Source organism: Blastococcus colisei (assembly GCF_006717095.1).
In the GTDB taxonomy this organism is placed as follows: Bacteria; Actinomycetota; Actinomycetes; order Mycobacteriales; family Geodermatophilaceae; genus Blastococcus_B; species Blastococcus_B colisei.
In genome coordinates, this window is sequence record NZ_VFQE01000001.1 from 3,658,916 (window position 1) to 3,681,738 (window position 22,823).

At 70.4% G+C, this 22,823-nt stretch carries 24 protein-coding genes and 1 tRNA gene; 4 read left to right on the top strand and 21 right to left on the bottom strand.

Translation table 11 applies throughout. The features are described 5' to 3' along the window. Together FHU33_RS17405 and FHU33_RS17410 are read right to left on the bottom strand one after the other, a co-directional pair. The gene (locus FHU33_RS17405; protein ID WP_142026462.1) at positions 1–1,215 is read right to left on the bottom strand and encodes an acetyl-CoA C-acetyltransferase; all 1,215 of its coding nucleotides are present in this window, start codon (positions 1,213–1,215) and stop codon (positions 1–3) included. A gap of 55 nt (positions 1,216–1,270) precedes the next feature. Continuing rightward, on the bottom strand, positions 1,271–2,437 hold the full coding sequence (locus FHU33_RS17410; RefSeq protein WP_211355168.1) for an acyl-CoA dehydrogenase family protein: 1,167 nt from the start codon (positions 2,435–2,437) through the stop codon (positions 1,271–1,273). A 99-nt stretch (positions 2,438–2,536) separates the two neighbouring features. On the opposite strand from FHU33_RS17410, the gene FHU33_RS17415 reads away from it, so the two are divergent. Together FHU33_RS17415 and FHU33_RS17420 are read left to right on the top strand one after the other, a co-directional pair. Further along, a complete protein-coding gene (locus tag FHU33_RS17415; protein ID WP_142026463.1) occupies positions 2,537–4,327 on the top strand; it encodes an AMP-dependent synthetase/ligase in 1,791 nt (596 codons plus the stop codon). A 161-nt stretch (positions 4,328–4,488) separates the two neighbouring features. Then, complete coding sequence (locus tag FHU33_RS17420; protein WP_142026464.1) at positions 4,489–4,731, top strand: hypothetical protein; 243 nt, start codon at positions 4,489–4,491, stop codon at positions 4,729–4,731. A gap of 80 nt (positions 4,732–4,811) precedes the next feature. Here FHU33_RS17420 and FHU33_RS17425 read toward each other — a convergent pair whose 3' ends face one another. The 4 genes from FHU33_RS17425 to FHU33_RS17440 all read right to left on the bottom strand — a co-directional run bounded on the left by FHU33_RS17425 (position 4,812) and on the right by FHU33_RS17440 (position 8,130). After that, complete coding sequence (locus FHU33_RS17425) at positions 4,812–5,093, bottom strand: ubiquitin-like small modifier protein 1 (RefSeq protein ID WP_142026465.1); 282 nt, start codon at positions 5,091–5,093, stop codon at positions 4,812–4,814. 73 nt (positions 5,094–5,166) lie between these two features. Then, positions 5,167–6,249 (bottom strand): WD40/YVTN/BNR-like repeat-containing protein, encoded by a 1,083-nt coding sequence (locus FHU33_RS17430; RefSeq protein ID WP_142026466.1) that lies wholly within the window; start codon positions 6,247–6,249, stop codon positions 5,167–5,169. Positions 6,250–6,388: 139 nt separating this feature from the next. Beyond that, positions 6,389–6,895 carry a hypothetical protein gene (locus tag FHU33_RS17435; RefSeq protein ID WP_142026467.1) on the bottom strand — a complete coding sequence of 169 codons (507 nt, stop codon included), beginning with the start codon at positions 6,893–6,895 and terminating at the stop codon, positions 6,389–6,391. 74 nt (positions 6,896–6,969) lie between these two features. Then, positions 6,970–8,130, bottom strand: a complete 1,161-nt coding sequence (locus FHU33_RS17440) for a L,D-transpeptidase (RefSeq protein WP_142026468.1) — start codon at positions 8,128–8,130, stop codon at positions 6,970–6,972. 197 nt (positions 8,131–8,327) lie between these two features. On the opposite strand from FHU33_RS17440, the gene FHU33_RS17445 reads away from it, so the two are divergent. Continuing rightward, positions 8,328–8,403, top strand: a tRNA-Lys gene (locus tag FHU33_RS17445). Positions 8,404–9,085: 682 nt separating this feature from the next. Here FHU33_RS17445 and FHU33_RS17450 read toward each other — a convergent pair. The 7 genes from FHU33_RS17450 to lepB all read right to left on the bottom strand — a co-directional run bounded on the left by FHU33_RS17450 (position 9,086) and on the right by lepB (position 14,406). Next, a complete protein-coding gene (locus tag FHU33_RS17450) occupies positions 9,086–9,415 on the bottom strand; it encodes a transcriptional regulator (protein ID WP_142026469.1) in 330 nt (109 codons plus the stop codon). Further along, entirely contained in the window at positions 9,412–9,747 is a 336-nt protein-coding gene (locus FHU33_RS17455) for a DUF4175 domain-containing protein (RefSeq protein ID WP_142026470.1), read from the bottom strand. The genes FHU33_RS17450 and FHU33_RS17455 overlap by 4 nt, the downstream gene beginning before the upstream one ends. Before the next feature lie 312 nt (positions 9,748–10,059). Next, a complete protein-coding gene (locus FHU33_RS17460) occupies positions 10,060–10,665 on the bottom strand; it encodes a response regulator transcription factor (RefSeq protein ID WP_142026471.1) in 606 nt (201 codons plus the stop codon). Next, positions 10,662–11,885, bottom strand: coding sequence for a sensor histidine kinase (locus tag FHU33_RS17465; protein WP_170182498.1), 1,224 nt, complete (start codon positions 11,883–11,885; stop codon positions 10,662–10,664). Before FHU33_RS17465 ends, FHU33_RS17460 begins: the two co-directional genes overlap by 4 nt. A 252-nt stretch (positions 11,886–12,137) precedes the next feature. Continuing rightward, entirely contained in the window at positions 12,138–12,635 is a 498-nt protein-coding gene (locus FHU33_RS17470; protein WP_142026473.1) for a hypothetical protein, read from the bottom strand. Positions 12,636–12,849: 214 nt separating this feature from the next. Further along, positions 12,850–13,581 carry a maleylpyruvate isomerase family mycothiol-dependent enzyme gene (locus FHU33_RS17475; protein WP_342778686.1) on the bottom strand — a complete coding sequence of 244 codons (732 nt, stop codon included), beginning with the start codon at positions 13,579–13,581 and terminating at the stop codon, positions 12,850–12,852. A 3-nt stretch (positions 13,582–13,584) separates the two neighbouring features. Beyond that, positions 13,585–14,406: a signal peptidase I gene (gene lepB, locus FHU33_RS17480; RefSeq protein ID WP_142026475.1), complete on the bottom strand. Its 822-nt coding sequence runs from the start codon at positions 14,404–14,406 to the stop codon at positions 13,585–13,587. Between the two features lie 455 nt (positions 14,407–14,861). Here lepB and FHU33_RS17485 point away from each other — a divergent pair, with 455 nt between their 5' ends. Further along, complete coding sequence (locus tag FHU33_RS17485; RefSeq protein WP_142026476.1) at positions 14,862–15,302, top strand: hypothetical protein; 441 nt, start codon at positions 14,862–14,864, stop codon at positions 15,300–15,302. Between the two features lie 531 nt (positions 15,303–15,833). On the opposite strand, the gene FHU33_RS25945 is transcribed toward FHU33_RS17485, so the two are convergent. The 8 genes from FHU33_RS25945 to FHU33_RS17525 all read right to left on the bottom strand — a co-directional run bounded on the left by FHU33_RS25945 (position 15,834) and on the right by FHU33_RS17525 (position 22,813). After that, entirely contained in the window at positions 15,834–16,097 is a 264-nt protein-coding gene (locus FHU33_RS25945) for a hypothetical protein (RefSeq protein ID WP_246063765.1), read from the bottom strand. A gap of 137 nt (positions 16,098–16,234) precedes the next feature. After that, positions 16,235–17,326: a hypothetical protein gene (locus FHU33_RS17495; RefSeq protein ID WP_246063767.1), complete on the bottom strand. Its 1,092-nt coding sequence runs from the start codon at positions 17,324–17,326 to the stop codon at positions 16,235–16,237. Between the two features lie 257 nt (positions 17,327–17,583). Continuing rightward, on the bottom strand, positions 17,584–17,892 hold the full coding sequence (locus tag FHU33_RS17500; RefSeq protein WP_142026478.1) for a hypothetical protein: 309 nt from the start codon (positions 17,890–17,892) through the stop codon (positions 17,584–17,586). Positions 17,893–18,093: 201 nt separating this feature from the next. Then, the gene (gene ssb, locus FHU33_RS17505; RefSeq protein ID WP_142026479.1) at positions 18,094–18,492 is read right to left on the bottom strand and encodes a single-stranded DNA-binding protein; all 399 of its coding nucleotides are present in this window, start codon (positions 18,490–18,492) and stop codon (positions 18,094–18,096) included. A gap of 59 nt (positions 18,493–18,551) precedes the next feature. Beyond that, a complete protein-coding gene (locus FHU33_RS17510) occupies positions 18,552–19,106 on the bottom strand; it encodes a hypothetical protein (RefSeq protein ID WP_211355169.1) in 555 nt (184 codons plus the stop codon). Continuing rightward, positions 19,106–19,729, bottom strand: coding sequence for a hypothetical protein (locus FHU33_RS17515; protein ID WP_211355170.1), 624 nt, complete (start codon positions 19,727–19,729; stop codon positions 19,106–19,108). Before FHU33_RS17515 ends, FHU33_RS17510 begins: the two co-directional genes overlap by 1 nt. Further along, positions 19,719–21,659 (bottom strand): type IV secretory system conjugative DNA transfer family protein, encoded by a 1,941-nt coding sequence (locus FHU33_RS17520; RefSeq protein WP_246063769.1) that lies wholly within the window; start codon positions 21,657–21,659, stop codon positions 19,719–19,721. The genes FHU33_RS17515 and FHU33_RS17520 overlap by 11 nt, the downstream gene beginning before the upstream one ends. After that, positions 21,656–22,813, bottom strand: a complete 1,158-nt coding sequence (locus FHU33_RS17525; protein ID WP_246063771.1) for a M23 family metallopeptidase — start codon at positions 22,811–22,813, stop codon at positions 21,656–21,658. The genes FHU33_RS17520 and FHU33_RS17525 overlap by 4 nt, the downstream gene beginning before the upstream one ends. Between the last annotated feature and the right edge of the window lie 10 nt (positions 22,814–22,823).

The window sequence follows — 22,823 nt, forward strand, 5'->3', positions numbered from 1 at the left end:
TCAGACTCGCTCGACGACGGTGGCGATGCCCATGCCGCCGCCGACGCACAGGGTGGCCAGGCCGTAGCGCAGGTCGCGCCGCTCGAGCTCGTCGACGAGCGAGCCCAGGATCATCGCGCCGGTGGCGCCCAGCGGGTGCCCCATCGAGATGGCGCCGCCGTTGACGTTGACCTGCTCGTGGTCGAAGCCGGTGTCGGCCATGAAGCGCAGGACGACGGCGGCGAACGCCTCGTTCATCTCGACGAGGTCGATGTCGCCGACGGTCAGCCCGGCCTTGGCCAGCGCCTTGTGGGTGGCCGGAGCGGGGCCGGTCAGCATGATCACCGGGTCGGCCCCGGACACGGCGGTGCTCAGGATGCGGGCGCGCGGGATGAGCCCGTTGCGGGTTCCGGCCTCCTCGGTGCCGACGACGACCAGCGCGGCGCCGTCGACGATGCCGCTGGAGTTGCCGGCCGTGTGCACGTGGTCGATCCGCTCGACCCAGTGGTACTTCTGCAGCGCGACGGCGTCGAAGCCGCCCATGTCACCGATGCCGGCGAACGCCGAGGGCAGCCCGGACAGGGACTCGACCGTGGTGCCGGGGCGCACCAGCTCGTCGGTGTCGAGGACGACGGTGCCGTTCTTGTCGACGACCGGGACGACCGAGCGGTCGAAGTAGCCGTTCGACCAGGCCTTGGCGGCGCGGGCGTGCGACTCGGCGGCGTAGGCGTCGACGTCCTGACGGCTCCACCCGGCGAGGGTGGCGATCAGGTCAGCGCCGATGCCTTGGGGAACGAATCCGGTGGCCGCGGCGGTCTCGGGGTCCATCGGCCACGCACCGCCGTCGGAACCCATGGGCACCCGCGACATCGACTCGACGCCGCCGGCGAAGACGAGGTCCTCGAAGCCCGAGCGCACCTTCTGCGCGGCCAGGTTGACCGCCTCCAGGCCGCTGGCGCAGAACCGGTTGATCTGGACGCCGGCCACGGTGTCGGGCAGGCCGGCGGCGAGCGCCGCCGTCCGGGCGATGACGGCGCCCTGCTCGCCCACCGGAGAGACGACGCCGAGCACGATGTCGTCGACCAGCGCCGGGTCCAGGCCCGGATTGCGGTCCCTCACCGCGTCGATGAGCCCGGTGGTCAGGCTGATCGGCTTGACCGAGTGCAGCCCTCCGGTGTTCTTGCCCTTGCCGCGCGGGGTGCGCACGGCGTCGTAGATGAACGCCTCGGCGGTCATGCCGGTCCTCTCGTGCGTGGGTGATGGTGCAGAAATGGCCATAACTGCACCTGGGTCAGACGCCGAGCGAGCGGCCGACGATCTCCTTCATGATCTCGGTCGTCCCGCCGTAGATCGTCTGGATGCGCGAGTCGAGGTAGGCCTTCGCGACCGGGTACTCGAGCATGTAGCCGTAGCCGCCGTGCAGCTGCAGGCACCGGTCGACGACGCGCTTCTGCAGCTCCGTCGTCCACCACTTGGCCATGGCGGCGTCCTCGACGGTGAACCGGCCGGCGTTGTGCTCACCGATCGCCTTCTCCAGGTAGGTCTCGGCGATCGAGACCTCGGTGTGCATCTCGGCCAGCTCGAAGCGGGTGTTCTGGAAGCTCCCGATCGGCTTGCCGAACGCGGTGCGGTCCTTGCAGTACTGGACGGTCAGGTCGAGGACGATCCTGGCGGAGGCGACGGCGCCGGCGGCGATGGAGAGCCGCTCCTGCGGCAGGTTCTCCATGAGGTGGAAGAAGCCGTGCCCCTCGGTGCCGAGCAGGTTGGCCGCCGGCACGCGCACGTCGGAGAAGAAGAGTTCGGCGGTGTCCTGCGCCTTGAGGCCGACCTTGTCGAGGTTCCGCCCGCGCTCGAAGCCCGGCATGCCGCGCTCGACGACGAGCAGGGAGAAGCCGCGGGCGCCGGCTTCGGGATCGGTTCGGGCGACCACGATGACCAGATCGGCGTTGATGCCGTTGGTGATGAACGTCTTGGACCCGTTGAGCACCCACTCGTCGCCGTCCCGGCGGGCCGTCGTCGTCAGGCCCTGCAGGTCCGAGCCGGCGCCCGGCTCGGTCATGGCGATGGCCGTGATGCTCTCGCCGCTGACGAGCCCGGGCAGCCAGCGCCGCTTCTGCTCGTCGGTGGTGAGCCCGATCAGGTACGGCGCGACGACGTCGTTCTGCAGCGCGAAGCCGAGTCCGCTGGCCCCCACCCGGCTGATCTCGGCGGAGAGGATGGCGTTGTAGCGGAAGTCCTTCACCCCGCCGCCGCCGTACTCCTCGCTCACGTCCATGCCGAGCAGCCCCTGCGCGCCGGCCTTCGTCCAGACCGAGCGGTCGACCACGCCGGCCTCCTCCCACGCCGCGTGGTGCGGCACGACCTCCTTGGCCAGGAACTCGCGGACCGTCGCGCGGAACGCTTCGTGGTCGGCCTCGTAGAGCGCGGACTGCACAGGGGACCCCCCGGGGGTGATCATTTCGGTCTGGTGACGATGTCGCGCAGGTCAACATACAGACCAATCGTTCTGTATGTTTGCGTTCCACGTCACACCGCCGTGTCACCCACAGGAGCCCACGTGCAGGAGTACTCCACCCCCACCGCGTTCGAGATCCCGGCCACCGCGGCCCTGCCCGACGCGGTCACCGACCACGCCACGGCCACCCCGGAGCACGTCGCCTTCAGCCGCAGCGTCGACGGTCGGTGGGTTCCCGTGACGAGCAGGGAGTTCGCCGAGCAGGTGTCGGCACTGGCCCGCGGCATGATCGCCGCCGGCGTCCAGGCCGGTGACCGGGTCGGCATCCTCAGCAAGACGCGCTACGAGTGGAGCCTCGCCGACTACGCCGTCTGGACCGCCGGCGGTGTCGCCGTCCCCATCTACGAGACCTCGTCGGCCGAGCAGGCCCAGTGGATCCTGTCGGACTCCGGCGCCGTGGCCGTCGTCGTCGAGACCGCGACCCACCAGGAGATGGTCGACTCCGTCCGCGACCGCCTGCCGGAGCTCCGCGACGTATGGCAGATCGAGGCCGGCGACCTGGACGGCCTGGCCGTCCGCGGCGCCGACGTCCCGGTCGACCAGCTGACCGAGCGGCGCACGACGCTGTCCACCGGCACGCTCGCCACGATCATCTACACCTCCGGCACGACCGGGCGACCCAAGGGCTGCGAGCTCACCCACGGCAACCTGCTCTACGTCGCCGAGCTGGCGGGCACCGTCATCCCGGCCATGCGGGCCGACGACGCCAGCTCCCTGCTGTTCCTTCCCCTCGCGCACGTCTTCGCCCGGATCATCCAGGTCAGCTGCGTGCAGAACGGCGCCCGCCTGGGCCACACCGGCGACCTCACCCAGCTGCTGGCCGACCTCGGCACCTTCCAGCCGACGTTCCTCGTGGCGGTTCCGCGGGTCTTCGAGAAGGTCTACAACGGCGCCCGGCAGAAGGCACACGCCGGCGGCAAGGGCGCGATCTTCGACCGCGCCGAGCGCGTGGCGGTCGCCTGGTCCAAGGCGCAGGACACCGGCGGCCCCGGTCTCGGCCTCAACCTGCAGCACAAGCTGTTCGACACCCTCGTCTACGGCAAGCTCCGGGCGGCGATGGGCGGCAAGGTCGAGTACGCGCTGTCCGGCGGCGCCCCGCTCGGCGAGCGGCTCGGCCACTTCTTCCGGGGCATCGGCGTCACGATCCTGGAGGGCTACGGGCTCACCGAGACCACCGGCCCGGCGACCGTCAGCGGCCCGGACGCCCTGAAGGTGGGCACGGTGGGCCGGCCGGCACCGGGGTCGGCCGTCCGCATAGCGGAGTACGGTGAGATCCAGGTGCGTGGCCCACAGGTGTTCACCGGCTACTGGAACAACCCGTCGGCCACGGCCGAGACGATGCGCGACGGCTGGTTCGCCACCGGGGACATCGGCGAGATCGACGCCGAGGGCTACGTGACGATCACCGGGCGGATCAAGGAGCTGATCGTGACCTCGGGCGGCAAGAACGTCTCCCCCGCGATCCTCGAGGACAAGATCCGAGCCCACCCCCTGATCAGCCAGTGCATGGTCGTCGGCGACAACCGGCCCTTCATCGGCTGCCTGATCACCCTCGACGTCGAGGCGCTGCCGGGCTGGCTGGAGAGCAAGGGCCGCCCGAGCGACACCCCGATGGCCGACCTGGTGGACGACCCCGAGGTGCTCGCCGAGATCCAGGCCGCTGTCGACGGCGCCAACAAGCAGGTGTCGAAGGCAGAGTCGATCCGCTCCTTCGAGATCCTCCCCGTCGAGTGGACGGTGGAGGGCGGCCAGCTGACGCCGTCCCTGAAGCTGAAGCGCTCGGTGGTCATGAAGGAGTTCGCCGGCGAGGTGGAGAAGATCTACGCCGGGTGACCCCTGCTGCTCCGCCCGAGAGCCCCCGTCCGTACCGCCGAATGGGGGCTTCGGCGCATTTCTCCTGCTTCTCGCAACGGGTGGGACCCGTGTGACGGCTGCGGACGACACGTGACCGGCGGTGCTGGCGTGACGGCCGGAAGCCTCGGACTCTGTCGGACATGACCAGCGTCTACGCGTACGGAACAGCCCACGCGGTCGTGATGGTCGGCTCCTTCGGTGCGGAGGGCCTGAAGCCGCGGCAGATCGGCCCGGCGCACGCCACCATCGGCCGGGTCAACGGGCAGAGCCGCAAGGCGCTCTGCGGGGCGTACGTCTCCATCGACGAGCAGCAGCCCTGGCCGCCCGAGGGGTACGAGGACCAGCAGCTCTGCGAGAACTGCGCCACCCTCGCCGCGCTCTGACAGCGCAGCCCTCCGAGGGTAAAGGAACCTATACCTGCGGAATCGGCGCGATACCGCAGGTATAGGTTCCTATGCCTGGGTCAGCCGCCGGCGACTGACGGCAGCACCTGCACTTCAGCGCCGTCCCGCACGGGCGTGGTGAGCCCGCCCTGGAACCGGACGTCGTCCCCGTCGACGTAGATGTTCACGAACCGCCGCACGTGACCGGTCTCGTCCCTGATCCGCCGGCCGAGCATCGGGTAGGCCACGGCCAGGGTGTCCAGCAGATCGGCCAGGGTGCCGCCCGCCGGGTCGACGTCCAGATGCCTGGCGCCTCCGGCGAGGGACGCGAGGACGCCGGGCAGCAGCACCTGCACCGTCACTTCTCCTCCTCGCTGGCGCTCGTCGGACCCGTGCCGGACCGTGCTCTACCTCCGCGCGACCTCGCAAGCTCGGTCACGTCAACCGGGCCGCGCGGACGGTCAGGACGTCGGGCAGGTGGTCGGCGACCAGGGTGAACGCGTCCCCCTCGTCGGCGCTGGCGTAGACGCAGCCGTCACGGGTGCCGAAGTAGAGGCCGGTCGGGTCGTGGGCGTCAGCGCAGAACGCGTCCCGCATGACGGCGCTCCAGTTCCCGTCGGGCAGGCCCGCCCCCAGCTCGGTCCACGTCTCCCCCGCATCGCGCGTCCGGTGCACGCGCAGCCGGCCCCCCGGGGGAACCCGCTGCATGTCCGCGACGAGCGGGATCACCCACGCGGTGCCCGGGGCGTGCGGGGAGGAGACGATCGGGAAGCCGAAGTCGGCGGGCAGCCCCTCGGCGATCGACGTCCAGGACCCGCCGGCGTCGTCGCTGCGGAAGACGCCGAAGTGGTTCTGCGCGTAGAGCCGGTCGGGGCCGCTCGCGTCGACGGCGACCTTGTGCACGCACTGCCCGTACTCGGGCAGCTCGTCGGGGAGGAAGACCGCGGTGATCCCGCGGTTGCGGGGTGCCCAGTCACCGCCGCCGTCCTCGCTGACGTAGACGCCGCCGGTGCTCATCGCGACCGTGACGCGGTCCGACGCCGCGTCCGGCAGCACCGTGTGCACCGCGCCTCCCCCGCCGCCGGGCTCCCACGTCTTCCGGTGCGGGTGGTCCCACAGGCCGCGGACCAGGTCGAACGAGCAGCCACCGTCGGTGCTGCGCCACAGCGAGTGCGGCTCGCAGCCGGCCCACACCACGTCGGGGCGGTCGGCGCTGTCCGGCCGCAGCTGCCAGACGCGGGCCAGCGCCGCGTCCTCGCCCTCGGGGAACCGGATGGCGCCGTGGTCGGTCTCGTTCCAGGTCGCGCCGACGTCGTCGCTCCACATGACGGTGGGCCCCCAGTGGCCGTACTGGATACCGGCCAGGATCCGTGGTGTCGGTCGCCGGGTGTCGATCGAGACGGCGGCGACCTCCTGGGCGAGGAGGTTCGGCTCCCCGAGCGTCCAGGTGCGTCGGCCGTCGTCACTGCGGGCGAGCCACAGTCCCTTTCGCGTACCGATGGCCAGCAGGTCTGTCATGGCGCCCCTCCGGTGTCGACGGATCGACGTGAGGGCGACCGTAGGGGCGGGAGCCGACCGGGTCGACGGCTCCCGGCGCGGTCCTGGTGCCCGCGGACGGCGACCTCACAGGAGGTGTGACCGTCCGGGGCGCCAGAACTCAGCGGCGGGTCGCGCCGCTACCTCCGGGCTCGTCCGGGTCCACCGTCCGTTGCGGACTGGTGGAGACGTCGCGGTGCGCGGCCCGGTCGTCGTGCGCGGCCGGACCGGGGTGGGCGGTCTGGTCGGTGCCGTGTCGACCGTGCCCGTCGGCGACCACGTCCGGAGCCAGCTTCTCGGCCTTGGCCCGGAGAGAGTCGGCTTCCGACCGGTGCTCGCCGGCGCGAGCGGCGCGTTCGCGCGCCTCCTGCTCGGCCAGTGCGGTGCGCTCTTCGACCTCGGCGCGCTCACGCCTGGCGCGGGCGGCCTGCTCCTCGGCGAGCGCCTGCTCCTTCTCCGCCTGGGCGCCCCGCACGTGGGCCTCCTGCAGATGCTCCCGCGCCTGCTCCCGCGTTTGCTCCCGCTTGCGAGCCTTCGCTCCCTGCCCGCGCTTCGAGATGGCCAGCGCCGCCAGCACCAGCAGGACGATGACGACGGCGACGATCAGGATGATGAGCCAGGTGTCCACAGCGATCCCTCCTCAGAACCAGGGATCTTGTGCCCGACCGCTGCGGAACGGAAACGCCTCGGTGGCTCGGACGATCACTTCAGCGCGCTGCCGGCCTGCCACTGGTCCCACGGGATCGCCCAGTCGTAGATGTCTCCGTCGGCGGCCGAGAGCGTCGGCCCGATCGAGTTCCTGATCTCCACGATGTCGCCGGGCTGGGAGAAGTCGAAGAACCAGGCCGCCCGCTCGGTGGAGAGGTTGATGCAGCCGTGCGACACGTTGGTGTTCCCCTGCTGGGCCACCGACCACGGTGCCGCGTGCACGAACTCGCCGTTGTTGTTGAGCCGGACCGCGTACTCGACGGGGGTCCGGTAGCCGTTCGGGCTGTCGACCGGCACGCCGTAGGTGCTGGAGTCCATGACCCGGTCGCGGTTGAGCTCGGTGACCACGTGCGGGCCGTTCCGGCTCGGGAACTCGGGGCCACCGGCGCTCATGGGGAAGGTCTGCACCAGCTGGTCACCGTCGTAGACCTCGAGGGTGTGCGTCGCCGCATCGGCGATCGAGACGTGCTTGGCGCCGATCGAGAAGCTGATGCTGCGGTTCTTCTCGCCCCACACCCCCTCGCCGAAGTCGACGCCGTAGAGGTTGGCGTCGAGCGTGACCTCGGTGTTCGCCGGCCAGTAGGTCGAGGGCCGGAAGTGCACCTCGGCGTCGCCCAGCCAGCTCCAGACGCCGTCGGTCGGGGTGGAGCTGGTGACCTTCAGGTGCCTCTCGACGGCGGCCTTGTCGGCGACCGGGTCGTCGAAGTAGACGCGGATCGGCATGCCCACCCCGACGGTCTGCCCGTCGAGGGGCCCGATGGACGGCGTGGACAGCGTCTCGGGGGTGACCGTGGTGAAGGTGGAGGACGCCGTCGTCGCCTCGTCGTCCTCGTTCACGGCGGACGCGGTCAGCGTGTACTGGGTTCCGTAGGCCAGTGGCGTCTCCGGCGCCCAGACGGCGCCGTCCGGGCCGGCCTCCTGCCCGACCGCACCGGGGATCTCGGTCCCGGCGCCGTCGACCAGCGTGACGTCGCCCAGCTTCCCGTCGGTCACCGAGATCTCGAGCGGGACCACGGGCGAGACGCCGGCCGAACCGTCGGCCAGGGCCAGCTGCACCTGCGCCTCGGGCGCCTCGGCGACCGGGGCGGCCGTCGACCCGCCCACGTCGCCCCCGCTGCACCCCGCCAGGACGATCATCGCCCCTGCGGTGATCATGGCTGCTGTCCTGCGCACCCTCGCCCGTCCTCTCCCGTGGAACCCCGGCCCGGCGGCGCCCGGACCGTGGACCAGCCTCCCAGTGTCCACGTCCGGAGGGCGGAACGACCGAGTCGAGCATCACGCTGGGTGCCGGCCGTCCGGCGTCGGGGCGCTGGTATCGTTCTCCCTCGTCGCCCAGCAGGCCGGGGCGACACGCGCCATTAGCTCAATTGGCAGAGCAGCTGACTCTTAATCAGCGGGTTCGGGGTTCGAGTCCCTGATGGCGCACCACAAGGCTATATCTTCCCTGGTCAGAAGCCCGTCGGCATCGGGCCACAGCACGCCGTGGGGCATCGTGCCCATAGAAAACCCATACTTTACGTCGGCGACATCGAGTGTCGCCCACACCGGAGAGCACCCACACCTACCGCTTCCGAGCTCCACCGCCTTGCCTCCCGTCCAGTGAGGCCGCCGGTCAGTGCCGGGGCGCCTGCGACCGGCTCCCGGCGGAACGGGTCAGCGACTCACGGCCTCGATGGTCACCCCGTGGTTTCCGAAGCGGGCGACCAGTGGCTTCGTGGGTGTGACTCCTTGGCGGCAGCTCCACCACCGTGACGTGCGGACTCATGTCGGCGGTACAGGGGAGGGCCGGGCTGGGCATGTGGACACGATCGCACGTGGCGTCCCTACTGGGAGGGGTGCCCAGAGAAGGCATGTTCGGTGCAGCGGCACTGGGTGTCGGAACCCGACAGTGCCACCGCCCGCAAAATGAAACCCGCTACGGCAACTCTGCAGGCGGCCGAAGCCACCGTGTCCCGCACGGGGATCCTTGACCTGTCAGCAACCTTGGTCAGGAAGAGGCGTGGGGAGTCGGACGGATGACCCGACGGCCCTTCTGCCACCAGCAAGGCGACCACCGTCCCGTACGGCGACTCTTACCTGCTCACCCGGTCATGGATGCCAACGCGGTCGCCTAAGCTCCTCCGGCAATCGCTTCGAGCGCGGCGCGGTGTCGGCCGAAGGCGGCTTGACCCTCACCCGTCGCATGAATCCAAGTGCGCGCCTGGCGGCCATCAGCAACTTTACTCACCCGCACGTAGCCGGCTTCTTCCAGCGTAGTCAGCTGCTTGCTGAGAACGGACTTGCTGACCTGAAGCTCGTCGCACACATAGGAGAAGGCGATCTCGCCAACGCTAACCGCGATAGCCAGCACGGAGAATCGCACGCCGTGGAGCAGCAACGGGTCGAGATCGTGGCGTGGATGCGGAGCGCTCGGCGCCCCAGCAGTATCCGTGCTGCTCATCGGAGGGAGCGATAGATGGTCCACGCGGCGACGGCCAGCGGGATGGCTACCACTATCGAGGCGATCACCCATCCCCACAGCGGCCAACCGAGCAAGATTCCCGCTACCAGTGCTGCGGCGTAGAGGAGGCCGGTGCCTATCCAGCCAGCACGGTAGACCCGCCGAGAGAAGCCGCCCCGCACCGGCCGCGAGTAGGCGCAGGCGACGGTCGCGATCGCTAAGGTGACGATCCCGCTGATGGGGGCGACGATGTCGTGGGGGCGAGCTGCCGAGCCGATCAGGAGAGTCAGCGCGCCGATGGCAACCGCGAACCCGGCCATGTACGTGGGCACCCAGCGAGCCTGCCGCGCTGCACGCGCGGTCAACTCGTCCGCCCGCTGGAGTGAGTCCCGAGCGTCAGCTGGGTCCGAGATGAGGCGAGAGGCGTTGTCGTCCATACCGGGATTCTGGCATCTAGTTGCCGATTTGGCAACCAGGTGCTGGAACAGCGCCCTTTGCCAAGCGCCACCAGCCGGAAGCCGCTCGACCACGGCCAGCGACGTCCGTCCTCCCATAAGACCAATCCGCTACGGCGACGATCCAGGCCGTCGCCGACGTCGACTCACCCTGTCCCGCCAAGGGATCCTCAATGCGCCGGGACGGCGTTAGATCCAGCCGTGCCGGCGGGCGACGTGGACGGCTGCGTGCCGGTTCGCCGCGCCCAGTTTTGCGGCTGCCGACGACAGGTAGTTGCGCACCGTTCCAGGTGAGAGGTGGACGCGCGCGGCGATCTCCTCGACCGGAGCGCCACTGGCTGCCAGTTCGAGCACGTCGGCCTCACGAGGTGTCAAGGGGTTGTCACCGGCGCTGATCGCCTCAGCAGCGAGTTCCGGGTCGACGTAACGGCCACCGCGGTGCACGGTGCGGACGACGTCGCTGAGCACGGCGGCGTTCACCGTCTTGGGCAGGAAGCCGCGGACGCCGACCTCCAGCGCGCGCTTGAGGTGTCCCGCCCGTCCGTGGCCGGTGACGATCACCATGGCGCAGCCGGGCACGAGCCTCGCCAGCTCAGCGGCCAGCGAGATGCCGTCCCCGTCGGGCAGTTGCAAGTCGAGGATGGCAACGTCGGGAGTGTGCGCCCGTGCCATGACCATGGCCTCCTCGGCCGAGGCGGCCTGGGCAACGACATCGAGGTCGTCATCGAGTGCCAGCAGCGCAGCCAGTGCGGAGCGAATCAGGTTCTCATCATCGACAAGCAGCAGACGGATCATGCGTTCGCCCCGATCGGCACGCGCGCGGCAAGCTGGAACTGCTCGCCCTCCCGGTGAGCCTCCAGCCGGCCACCGGCGTCTGCCAGCCGTTCAGCGAGACCGGTCAGGCCGCTACCCGGCGCCCCGTCCACGGCTTTGACCATCTTTTCGCCGGCCACGCCGTCGTTGACCACCCGCAAGTGTGCCGTCCCGCCCTCCGCGCGCAGGGTGACCGTGCACCCGGTTGCCTGGCTGTGCCGCAGCACGTTAGTCACCGCTTCCCGTACCACCCAGCCGAGCGCGGTCTGCACCGCGGCCGGCAACGCGGCGGCGTCCTGCTCGGCCAGCACCGTGCAGGCCACCCCCGCGGCGCGGAGCACCGAGCGGGCACCGGCGAGCTCACTGGCCAGGTCCGCGCGGCGGTAGCCCCGGACCACGTCACGCAGCTCACGCAGCGACTCCTCGGCGATCCGGCTGATGTCGACGACCTCATCGACCGCCTCGGACCGTTGCCGGCGCATCAGCTCTCCGGCCAGCTGACCCTTCACCGAGATCACCGACAGATTGCGACCCATCACGTCGTGCAGGTCGCGGGAGAACCGCAACCGCTCCTCGGCGACGGCCAGCTGCAGTTGCACGCCACGGCTGCGCTCCATCTCCTGAACCACGTCCAGCACCCACACCGTGAAACGGAAGGCCAGCACGATGCCGACCGCCGCAGCGGCGAAGGACGCGGCAGAGCCCAGCGCAACCCGGATCGAGGCGCCGTCGGCCAGGAGAACCAGCCCGCCGAGCACACCGAGCCCGACAGCCAGTGGAGTGAGAACGCGGGTGGCCCACACGGTCGAGCAGGCGGTGAGCACCATGCCCAGGGGGAGAACCACTGACCAGCCCAGGGACGGGGAACCGCCGTCCCCGGACGCGAGCGCCACCACGCCGGCGGCCGCGGTCATCAGCCCGGCCGCCGATGCAATGGCGACCGGACGGCCGGGCAGTGGGTCGCCACGCCTATGCGCGGCCAAACCCGCTCGTGTGACCCAGATACCGGCCACGGCCACCGCGACACCCCCGGCCACGAAGGCAACGCCCCACACCGGTGAACCGAGCCGGTCGGCGCCACCGATCACGACCCCGGCGAGCACCGGTGTGAGGGCGATCCAGCTGTAGAACGACCAGCGGGTGTAGACGTCGATGCGCTCGGGGCCCGAGCGGCTCCCCCACCAGCGTGCGACGGTCGGCACGGCGCTCATGTTGCCTGACCGTCCGTGGCTGGCCGCGCCTGTGCCCTCACTCGGGGCCCAACAGGGCGAACACCTCCCGGCGAATACCTCGAAGGAGATCCCCCGACCGCCGCGAAATCGCCATACCGGCGGCACAGATCCACGACCTCGACCGCCGGAGACGCGCCCTCCGGGGTCTTCTCCAAGCGGGCAGACACGTCACTCGGATGCATGCCCGAGTGAATGTCGTTCATGAGGGGTCCCCCGTCGTCTTCACCCGAACCAGGTGAGGACGCGGTCTCCAAAGAACCCGAAGGCGATGCCCCAGACGATGATGGCGATACCCATCCACAGGTACACAGCACCTTTGCGCGCGCCGAGAGCGACCAGAGTCGGCGCGGTGATCTGGGTGGGCAGAATGATCGCTCCCAGCAAGGAGACGCCAGGAACACCGAGACGTTCAAAGTACTTGGCAACCCTCCGCTTGCCCTTGGACATCGGCTTGCCCTCTCGGCCCCGGGTGACAGCACCCCGAACAACGCTGGCGAGGGCGATCATCAGGAAGGTGCACACGATGTTGCCAATGACGGCGGCGGGTACGGCGAGGAACGGGTCGATGCCGACGATGGTGCCGATGAAGCTGCCGAGGTAGGACTCGATGAACGGGATCATGCCGAAGATAAATAGTGCGCCGACCTGCTGCCAGGGCTCCAGTCCGGCGGCGAACTGAGTTAGCTGGATGAAAAGGTCTCCGACAAATTCGAAGTTCATGCACCCATCCCACCGGGTCAGGGAGTCACGGCGTAGTGCGTGATGTCACCCCTTCCTCATGATGAAGTCATCCCTGCCTCGTGATGCGGCGTCACTACTGGCGGGACCTCTGCACGGATTGAGTAGGCACCGCCGCCACTCCACGGTCCGGGGACGACGAGCGGCAGCGCTCATGCGCTTGGACTCGCCCTATCAGGCCGGCCCCGCATGCGCTTCAGGAGGGCGAGCAGCGATCGCGCAGGACGGAAGCCCCCGAGCCGGTGAGGTCGTCGCAGTAGACGCGGCGGCCGGCCATGACCATGGTCAGGGCGAGCGTGCTACCGGTGACGAGAGGGCCTGTGCCAGTCGTGAAAGGGCCGTCGGTCGCTTCCAGGCGCAGCCCGACCGCGGTGCTGCGGCTGGGGACGGTGAAGTCTCGACTAGCGTAGAAGCGGGCGACCTCGGTGACCGCCTCGGTCGGCGGGGTGCGGGGGAGCCCGAGGGGACGGCGCACGTCCTGGGCGTGCACGACGACCTCGCCGAGCCAGGCCGCGGTGTGACCCGACGCCGCGGTGGTGCTGGTGACGACGCGACGGAGCCGCTCGAGGGTCTCCGCAGGTGTGGCACCGCGATGCTCGGCCAGACGGCGATCGTTGTGCACGTCGAAGTCGAACCGCGCGCCCAGGACGCTCGCCAGCCCGCCGCGGGCAGCCGCGGTCAGGTGCGTGATGACCTCCTCGACCGTCCAGCGCCCGCACAGCGACGGCTGCGCCCACTGGGTGTCTTCGACGTCGGCGAGGTCGTCGGCGAGGGCGGCGCGCTCGGCGTGGACGGCTGCCCACAGAGTGCCGCGCGTGGTGGTCGAGCTGGCCAGCTCCTCCGCCGAGCAGCTTCGTGCCGCGGAAGCGACGACCCGTCGTGTCAGGAGCGGATGGGTCAGCGGGACGCCGGCGACGAGGCTGTTCAGCGCCTACTCGTTGCGTTGCGTCGGCAGAGTGAGGGCGGATACGGCCAAACCGAGGCCTACGGGGATTCTCGACGTGGCAGCGTCTGCTTGCGCCTGCTGAATGTCTGGCGAGTCGAGCCAGCCAAACCTGCTCAGGGGCCAAACGATCAACGACGCCTTCCCAATGACATCGTCTACCGCGATGGTCCCGCCGTACCGGTCATTGATGTGAATCGACGAGTCGCTAGACGCACTACGGTGGTCACCCATCACAAAGAGCCGCCCCTCCGGCACGGTCACCGGCCCGAAAGCACGACTTTGGGGCGGCTTTGGCTCGAAGATGTAGGGCTCATCGAGCGAATTCCCGTCGACTGTGACCCGGCCCTCCGCGTCGCAACACTGCACTGTCTGGCCGCCGACGGCGATCACTCGCTTGACAAAGTCGTCGTCAGCGGGCGGAGCAACCCCCACAGTCCGACCCAGCCAAGTGAGCGCGCCCGTGAACCAGTTCGATGCAGGTTCGGTCTCCACTTCGGGGCTCCATGTGTCCGGCCCCTTGAATACGACGATGTCACCGGGCTGCGGATCAGAGAACCAGTAGGGCGGCTTCGTGACCAGGAGGCGATCGCCCGTGCAGCCGGTACAGCCGTGCAAGGTCTGCTCCATCGAGCCAGACGGGATGAAGAACGCCTGAGCAAGAAAGGTCTTCACGAGCAATGCCAGTACAAACGCGACAACGAGCAGGATCGGAAGTTCGCGGAGCAGCGATCGCCGCGTGTCCTGCTTGGGCCTCGGCTTCCGGCGCCTGTGCCAGAGGCGCGATTTCGATTTCCGTTCGTCACTCACTCGGCCATGGTCTCAGGTGCATCGGACATGTCGCGAACGTACGGCTGGACGGCGTGCCTTCATCCCGCGCAAGGTGCCCGCACACTGGAGCGGGCCTCGTTAACGCACGACGGGCAAAGCTCCTCGCGCTCCTGTCCGTAATCTGGAACCGTGCAGGGTCACCAAGCCAAAAGGGCTTGTTGTCGCTCAGTAGCCGGTGATCCGCGACAAGCTTCACCCGCCGGGAGTCGGCAAGAACGCATTCGATCGGGTCGCACACCTTCATGTCAGCCCATGCGCAATAGCGCCAAGCCGTAGACGGCGCTGCCCCCCGAGGGAGTAACATTTACCCCATGCCACGAGGCGCATCTAGTACCAGAGAGTTCCTATTCGCACTCGGACTCGGGCTCGGACTCCTCGCACTCGCAGGATGTGCTAGTCCGGGCCGCCCGGCGCAGGAACCACGAGAAGTGCAGGTGACTGTCTTCGGCGAAGGGGGCGCAGCAGGACGGGACGAAGAATCTCAAGCAGCAGACGCAATCATCAATGAACTCGGTTCACAACCAGAATTCCTCTCTGTCGAGGCACCAGAGACCTCTGACGGGCTGCGGCTATATTGGGACGGAGACCCGCCCGCCAGCGCGCTCACGACGCTCCTTAGAGAATATCCCAACGTCATGGTGGAGGTTGCCAGCACGGCCTACTCCGTTCAGGATCTCCGGGAGATTGCTAGTCAGCTCCTCAAGACAGAACCTGGAGTAGGGGCCTCGTATGCTTATGGCGACGGTTCAGGCATAAGGGTGGAGGTTTTTCCTGACGAGATATCAGGAACACCTGAACAGCTGGCCGAACGCCTCACTCGCCAGTTCGGCATTCCAGTAGACGTTGGAACAGGTCCCCCCGTCCCCGCAAACTGACCCGAATCGTCGGTACTCCCGCCGCGTCGGCCACAGACGTCCCGAGTCCTGTCCCGTAGGCCGAACCATGAGGGGAGCACGACAGCGGCGCCATGGCGCCGGATCTTCTGGCATGACGTCGTGTCCCAGAAGCCCCGCCCGGTAAAGATTCTCGTTGAGGCACGTCAACCGGCACAGGTTTGCGGCGCTGCTTCTACACGCTCCTCACCCGTTCTTCACAACCGCCTAGCCTCCGCTGCGGCCGCCACCCTTGGCCGGCTGTGGAGCGGCGTCTCCGCCTCAGAACCGGCGTTGACGGGCTGGCCGCCGCAGCCTTACGCGCCCTGGGCAGCGGCACGCCGGCCGACGGGTTCGCCTTGATGATCCGGTCGACGACAGCGGCCCGCAGCACCATGTGGACGTAGTTCTACCTGGTTCGGATCGCGCTGGGGGCGAGGCCGGACTTTCGGCCACCGGCGGGCTGGGACATGGCCTTGACCCACCGCTGCACGTGCGAGGGCCGGATCTGGCGCATGGGCGCGTCAGCGAACGTCACCGAATCTGCGCCTGCTGAGCCGCGAGCGTCGTTCCCCGCTCCCACACCTGCCGACCCGACCACGCCTTGAACCAGACCCTGAAGGGGACCTTCCCAGCAGCGGGGTCGACGTAGTCGCCGGTGACTTTCGACGCGGTCACCTCATCGAGCCACCGCTGCGCGTCCACCTTTCGCTTGAAGTGGCTGGCGTGTTCCTTGCCGTTCTCGTCCCGGTACCGCGGCCGATACGTGCCGTCAGGCCTCTTCGTGATCGACGCCACCGATTATCGCCTCCATGTCCCAGAGCCACGGAGCCCTCATCGCTACAAGGCACATCCCCTTCCGTAGCCATTCGCGTCGCCATACGTGCATCACTGTGGAACCAGCACCCCGGTGACTCCCCCCACTACGGAATCGATCAGATACCGGGCGCCGTGCCCTCTTGGGGCCGTGGCCTCGACTGGAAGGGCATCCGGCTCGCGGCCAGGGCGTGCTCGACGTCGCGGGCCTGACGGACGAGATCTTCTGGCGCTCCCGGGGCGCGGATGCGAGCGGCGTAGGCAGCAGCCAGCTTCGGCTGCATCGGCGGACCTGCTGGCCCAGCATGATTGAGCGCATCCGCCAGTGCGGTCGACAGTGAGCCGGCCCGGCTGATGGACCTGGTCAGCGGATCGAGGTCCTGGCCGGAGGCGATGACGCGATGCCCGGCGATGACGTCACGGACTCGCTGCTCGGGCATGTCCTCCATCTGGGGCAGGTCTCTGGCAGAGGCACTGAGCCGTCCCTCCTTCGCCCAGCGCAGGGTGGTTGCTGCCAGCTGGTCGGCCACGACGGGGATCTGGTTGGCGACCTGCTGGCAGGCGGTTACGAGTTCCTGCAGATCGCCGCGCGCGCGGAGGCTCGATGCGTCAATGCCGGCCGCTGGGCCCAGGTCGCGGTGGAGTGCGTCGGGGACGAGGTTCGCCCAGTTGGTCACCTCGGTTCGGGGAGCTCCATGACCGTCCTCGAACAGGTAAGTCGCACGGCCGGCCACCTGCCATGCGATGGCCGCGGACCGCCAGGGTTGACCATTGTCGCCACCCGGGAGTGCCGCGGCTACGGCGGCGATGTTGCGGACGCTGAGTTCGGCGGCCGCAGTCACGGCCCGGAACTCTCGAAGGGCGAGACCGCCCTGGCCATCCGCCCGGTCGATGGCGGCGACAAGGGTCGCGGCTGCTTCGGCGGCGACCTGCGCACCGGTGAAGCTCACCGGAACTCTGGTTACCGGAATCAGCCGATCCAGCACTGCGCCGGCAGCACGCCCGGGAGGATTGGCCAGAGTGTCCCGCTCGACCGCTGCGGCCAGCCGCCGAACCTCGTCGAATTCGTAGACCGTCGCCTGCGGTACCAGGCGTTGAGCCAGGTGCGCGCACTGGTCGGCCGCGGCGGCGAACTCCGCGCAAACTGCGCGGCGCTCTGCGCGACCCACCGGTGGCCGTTCGCGGCCGGCCAGGTCGGCTGCGGCACCCATCAGGTCGGTGAGCGGCCCGCCGGTTGCCGGCCACAGAGTGGCGACGGCCTGGCAGGACGCGCCGAGATGCGCGACCAGCAGTCCCCGACGCGAGGCGGCCTGCGCGTCCAGGCCGTCGCCGGCCAGTCGCCGGAGCGCCCTTCCGGCATGCCCGAGCGCTCCGACGGTGTCCTCGATCGTGAGGGAGGGCGTCCCCGAGGCGTCGGCTGCGCGGGCTGTGACGTCGTCCAGCAGCCGCTGAAGTGAGGTGGCCATCGCTAGTCGAGCAATCTCAGTGCCCGGCGGGCGGCGCGGGCGGCGTCGAGCACCGGTTCCCTGCTGAACACCGCTTCGTCCAGCTCTGACAGGGCAGCCATGGCGGCCCGGATCGTGGTTCGCGGGTCGCCGTGGAGAAGCGGGACGCGGGCCGCCCGCCCGCCGGCGGATTCCAGCAGGGCAGCAGCGAACAGACACTTCAGGGCGACCTCGGCGTCGACCTGAGTCCGGTCGGCGCCGACCGAGTCGAGCAGCGATGCGGCCCGGCTGAGGATCGTGATTGCCGGGGCGGTCGGTGCGGCTTCCGTCATGGGGAGACATCCCTTCGGGATCGCGCGGCGGGGTGCGTTCTCGACTCTGCCGTCGGGAGCCGGACATCCGGCGGCTCGGGACGGATCAGTGGACAGCCGCTGTGCTGTGGACACGTGGCAGCGGGCGCGATCGCCGGGGAGGCGGCACATTGGGCTCCGGCCACCAGCGGGCACCGAGGATGGCGCCGCCGCAGACCGTGATCATGTCGACGACGGAGTAGCGCCGTTCGACGCGTCCCGTAGCGGAAGCCGAACTCTCGTGGGTCCGAAACGCAGAGAGGCGCCGACCTCGTCGGCGGCCAGCTCGATGACGGTCCGCTTCTCCCCTCCAGGAGTCTCGAAGGAGCGCTGGCGGAGCCGGCCGGTGACGATGACCCTTGCCCCCCGAAGCAGCGAGGCGGCGGCGTGTTCGGCCGGGGTGTGCCACAGCGAGCAGCGCAGGAACAACGGGTCGCCGTCCTTCCACTCCCCCGAAGTCCGGTCCAGAACGCGGGCGGCGGCGGCCACGGTGAAGCTGACGACGGGCCCGACGGGGGTGTGGTGGAGCTCGGGGTCGTCGGTGAGATTGCCAACGACGGTGGTGGTGGTTTCGCCGGACATGGGGCGCTCCTTCTGCGGATGAACCCGGCCGGGATCGGCTCGGGTTGTTCGGTGAGTCCTCAGCGGTCTGGGCCAGCGGCGTGATCGCCGCCGGGGCCGGTGGCGGGCGGCAGGGCGAGCGGGGGGCCGACCGGTGCCGGCCCGCCGGTGCTCGGCTCGTTCGAAGGCAGTGGTCCGGCGGCGGCCGGACAGTCGTCGAGCAGCCGCCAGTGCAGCTCGCGGGCCGGATGCCGCTCGGGCAGGGGGGCGACCGCGGCCAGCACGGGGAGGCGGACCGCGACTTCGTACCCGGTGGCGGCGGCTCGGGTCAGCGCCGAGGCCAGCGGGGGCCAGTCCGGGCCCTCGGTCAACCGCCGGTCTATCCGCTCGGCGGCTGCCTGCCACGCCCGCGCGTCGGGCAGCTCGACTTCCGGTGGTGGCTCGCTCTCGGCGTAGGCCGCCAGTCGCAGGATCCGGGCGGCGACGGTGCGCCGGTACTCCGGGGTGTCAGCGTCCCGCCATGCGGCGTACAGCTGCGGGGTGTGCTCGATCAGCCAGCGGTGGGGGCACTGGATACCGTCGATCAGGGTGACCCACTCGCCGTCACCGGCGGGCTCTCGGTGGGCGCTGCTCATCAGGAGGCTCCTTCCTTGTCGGGATCGGGGAACGCCGGCCGGTCCCGGCGGTGCCCGCCGTGGGCGACGGCGTCCGGGTGGGCCGGCCACGGCGTTGGCGTCGAGCCGGATGCGCCGGCGTCGGCTTCGAACAGCTGGCTGCGGGCGTCCGCGGCCTCGGGACTGGCGTATTCGGTGTGTCGGGAGCGGGCCGGCCAGTCGGTGTGCCGGCCCGGTGGGCAGCCGATCCCGAGCCGGTCGGTCATCCGCGCCAGGAAGCCTGGCAGGGTGTAGCGGTGCCAGTCCTCCAGCGGCTGTGGACCGGACGCCTCGGCGGCCGCGGCGCGCAGGCAGGCCAGCACCGCCAGCTCATGGACCAGGTGGGGGTGTCGGGGCCAGCAGGCCGGGATGACATGGGCGGTCTGCCAGCCGTATTCGTGGTTGACCCAGGCAGCGACGTCGTCCAGCCACGGCCAGAGCTGCCCGCGCAGCTGGGCCGGGCAGCCGGCGGGGTCCCACGGTCGGCCCGGTATCCGCGCGGTGTCCGGGCCGCGGTCGGCCCAACCCGGGGTGGCCGACTGCTCGAGGGCGTGGCGGACCCACCGCGGCGGGGGCGGAAAAACCCGCACCAGGTCAGCAGTCATCGCGAGTCTCCGGAGAGGTCGGGCGGAGTCCGACGCGGGCGGCGGCATCGTGGGCGTGGCTGGTCCGGGCGGCCAGGGTCGGGGCGGTGCTGCGGGCGGCGGCGGCCCGGTCTCGGGCGGCGGCCTGGGCGGCCAGCAGCGCGCGGCCGTTCTTGCCGGTGATGGCGCGGGACAGGTCGGCGATCAGCGGCGGGGCGTTCTCGGCGACGACGAGTGCCTGGCCGGGCGGGAGTCCGCGGATCTCCTCGGGGCGCAGCACCGGCACGTCCTCGCCGTGGGTGGATCGGCCCCACCCGCCGCGGCCGTAGGTGTAGGAGGTGCGCCGCACCCGGGTGACGCCGAGCAGGTCGGAGAGCTCGCGGTGGAAGTCGCCGTCCTTGCCGCCGCCGAACACGACGATGGTGTTGGTCAGCCCGAACAGAGCGCGGGCCTCGTCCTCGCCGTAGATGATCACCAGCTGCCGCCAGGTCTGGGCCGCGTAGACGAAGCTGATCCCTAGGGCCCGGTCGTTGGCCATCCTCGTGCGCAGAGTTGGCAGCGGCGCTGTGGAGGGCAGCTCGTCGAGGCAGGCCAGCAGCGGTGGGCACAAGCGGCCCTGCGCGGCGGCGCCGGCCAGCGTGAGGGCGGTGTCCAGGACGTGCTCGGCCAGGGCGGTCATCAGCGGCGAGGCCGATGCGTACGGGTCGTCGCGGCCGAGCAGGTACAGGGTGCCGCCGGCTTTCACTACTTCGGCGATGTCGGTGGCCGGCCGGTCGGGGCCGGGCACGCAGCGGCGTCGGATGTCGGCCTGGAAGAACAGGCTGAGGGCCTGCTGGACGGTGGTGATCGTGTTCCCGGCGGTGCGGTGGTCGCCGTGGAGCGCGCCGTGCAGCAGCCCGTCCCAGAACGGTGCGGCGTGCGGATGGCCGCGCAGGATGTCTTCGGGTTTGGTGGCCGCCTGGGGGTGCGCCGCCCACTTGAGCACGTGCTCGACGGTCCGGCCGGTGAGCGCGGCGGCGTGGAGGTAGGCCTGCAGCACCTTGGCGGCCTCGAAGGCGTAGAACCGGGCCGCGGAATCGCCGCTACCCCCATTGACCGCGCCGGCGACGGTCCCTGCGGCGAAGGCCTTGGCCCGGCGCTCGGCGACCATGGAATCGACGCAGCCGGCGACCGGGTCCCACACCAGCTCCCGCACCCCGGGAACGGTCCCGAACGGGTCCAGGACCGCGACCGGGCGACCACCTTCGGCACGCGCGTCGAGGGTGAGCAACAGGTCCTCGGCCTTGGTCAAGGTCACCAGCGCCGCGCCGGGGGCGCCCAGCAGGGCCGGGACCAGCAGGTCCAGCGTCTTGCCGGAACCCTGCGGCCCATACACGCCGGTGGTCCGGTCGTAGGGCACCCACAACTCCACCCCCTGGGGGGTGGCCGAGCGGCCCAGGCGCCAGCCGACCGCCGCCGGAGCGAAACCCGCACCCCGCCGACGGCTGCGCCACCTGACGGGGTCGGTGTGCAGGTCAGGCCGGATGAGCGCGGCGACCCCGCGCAGCCGGGAAAGTCCGAGAACCGTCTGGGCCTCGGATCGAGTGGCCATCCCCGTCCCCGCCCCGACACCCAGACGCTTGCACACCAGCCAGGCTCCGCCGGTGGCCGCGAGGAAGATCATCAGCACGGCACCGATCACCCCGTACACGACAGCCGCCCCGGGCAGCTGCAGGACCTGGACGGCGTCCAGACCGGCAGAGGTGTCGCCGGACAGCAGTCCGCCGATCGAGGCCAGCAGCGCCCCCGATTCGGCCGGCCACACCCAGCCACCGCCGAACACGGCCGCCGCGGTGCCGCGTCCGGCGGGCAGCAACAGCGCAGCTACCACCAGCCAGACCATCGCGACGGCGGCCGGGATCTCCCACGCCGAGGGGCCGACGTCGACCCGCGGCCGCGCCCCGGCGGTCACCGTCGCTCCCCCACGGTGTCGGCGGCCAGGTCGACGCCGCGATCGGCCATGAACGGCACCGGATCGACCGGGACGCCGTCGAGGCGGGTCTCGTAGTGCAGGTGCACGCCGGTGCTGTTGCCGGTGGAGCCCTGATACCCGACCAGCGCCCCGGCTGCGACCGGCTGGCCGGCGGTGACGGTGAAGCGGGACAGGTGCCCGTAGCGGGTGGCCACGCCGGCGCCGTGGTCGATCTCGACGAGGTTGCCGTAGCCGGACACATCCAGGCCGCCGTCCCGGTCGCAGAAGGCGCTGGTGCACGCGGCCGTGGTCACGGTGCCCTCGGCGGCGGCGTACACCGGGGCGTCGCGGGACCCGGCGATGTCCACCCCGGCGTGCAGCGCCCCCCAGCGGGGTCCGAAGCCGGAGGTGAGCAGCCCGTCGGTCGGCCGGGTCCAGCTCCCGGCCGGCACCACGAGTCCGGGGCAGACCCCGCCGGAGGGTCCGCCGAGGTCTGCCGCGGTGGCCTGGGCGGCCGGCCACAGCATGGCGGTCAGTTCGGCGGCAAAGGGAGCCCAGCGGGCATAGGCGTCGCCGTAGGCCGACACCTGCACAGCCTGCGCGGCCTGAGTGAGGGGAATCGTCTGCCAGTTCGGCACCTCGACCAGTCGGTCGTAGAACGCTCGGGCGGCGTACACCGGGTCCATCAGCTGCGCGACGGTGCCCCACCCGGCCATCCATCGCTGCTGGAAGGTGTTGACGCTGTCGTGGTCCGAACCCAGCCCGTCGTGCGGATACTGGAGGCTGGTCGCGGTGACCGCCGCCTGCTCGCGGATCAGTTCCGGGCTGCTGCCGTCGTTGGCCAGCATCCGGATGCGCGACTCCTGGTAGGCGGTGGCCAGGGCCACGGTGGCCGCGTACGGGCCCAGTCCGAGGGTGGCGGCGACGTCGGCGATGGTCTGCGCCTGCCCCATCTGGACCGCGTCCAGGTCGATGCCGGCGACGGTGGTGCCGGTGCCGCCGGCCGAGCAACGGAGCCCTGGGCCGGCCGCGGTGTCGGCCTCTGCGCCGGCGATGACGGCCAACGGGACAATCAACAGCGTCACCGCGGCCAGCACCGGAATGACCACCGGGGCGGCGACTTTCCACAGCCACAGCCGGGTCCGCCGCCGCACCCACCGCTCA

What these genes read in the sequence shown, in the direction of transcription:
- FHU33_RS17460 (WP_142026471.1), bottom strand. Translation starts at nt 10,665, where the DNA reads ATGATCCGTCTGCTGCTTGTCGATGATGAGAACCTGATTCGCTCCGCA.
- FHU33_RS17410 (WP_211355168.1), bottom strand. Translation starts at nt 2,437, where the DNA reads ATGATCACCCCCGGGGGGTCCCCTGTGCAGTCCGCGCTCTACGAGGCC.
- FHU33_RS17440 (WP_142026468.1), bottom strand. Translation starts at nt 8,130, where the DNA reads ATGATCACCGCAGGGGCGATGATCGTCCTGGCGGGGTGCAGCGGGGGC.
- FHU33_RS17515 (WP_211355170.1), bottom strand. Translation starts at nt 19,729, where the DNA reads ATGACTGCTGACCTGGTGCGGGTTTTTCCGCCCCCGCCGCGGTGGGTC.
- FHU33_RS17470 (WP_142026473.1), bottom strand. Translation starts at nt 12,635, where the DNA reads ATGAACTTCGAATTTGTCGGAGACCTTTTCATCCAGCTAACTCAGTTC.
- FHU33_RS17405 (WP_142026462.1), bottom strand. Translation starts at nt 1,215, where the DNA reads ATGACCGCCGAGGCGTTCATCTACGACGCCGTGCGCACCCCGCGCGGC.
- ssb (WP_142026479.1), bottom strand. Translation starts at nt 18,492, where the DNA reads ATGTCCGGCGAAACCACCACCACCGTCGTTGGCAATCTCACCGACGAC.
- FHU33_RS17430 (WP_142026466.1), bottom strand. Translation starts at nt 6,249, where the DNA reads ATGACAGACCTGCTGGCCATCGGTACGCGAAAGGGACTGTGGCTCGCC.
- FHU33_RS17420 (WP_142026464.1), top strand. Translation starts at nt 4,489, where the DNA reads ATGACCAGCGTCTACGCGTACGGAACAGCCCACGCGGTCGTGATGGTC.
- FHU33_RS17450 (WP_142026469.1), bottom strand. Translation starts at nt 9,415, where the DNA reads ATGAGCAGCACGGATACTGCTGGGGCGCCGAGCGCTCCGCATCCACGC.
- FHU33_RS17495 (WP_246063767.1), bottom strand. Translation starts at nt 17,326, where the DNA reads ATGGGTGCCGCAGCCGACCTGGCCGGCCGCGAACGGCCACCGGTGGGT.
- FHU33_RS17500 (WP_142026478.1), bottom strand. Translation starts at nt 17,892, where the DNA reads ATGACGGAAGCCGCACCGACCGCCCCGGCAATCACGATCCTCAGCCGG.
- FHU33_RS17510 (WP_211355169.1), bottom strand. Translation starts at nt 19,106, where the DNA reads ATGAGCAGCGCCCACCGAGAGCCCGCCGGTGACGGCGAGTGGGTCACC.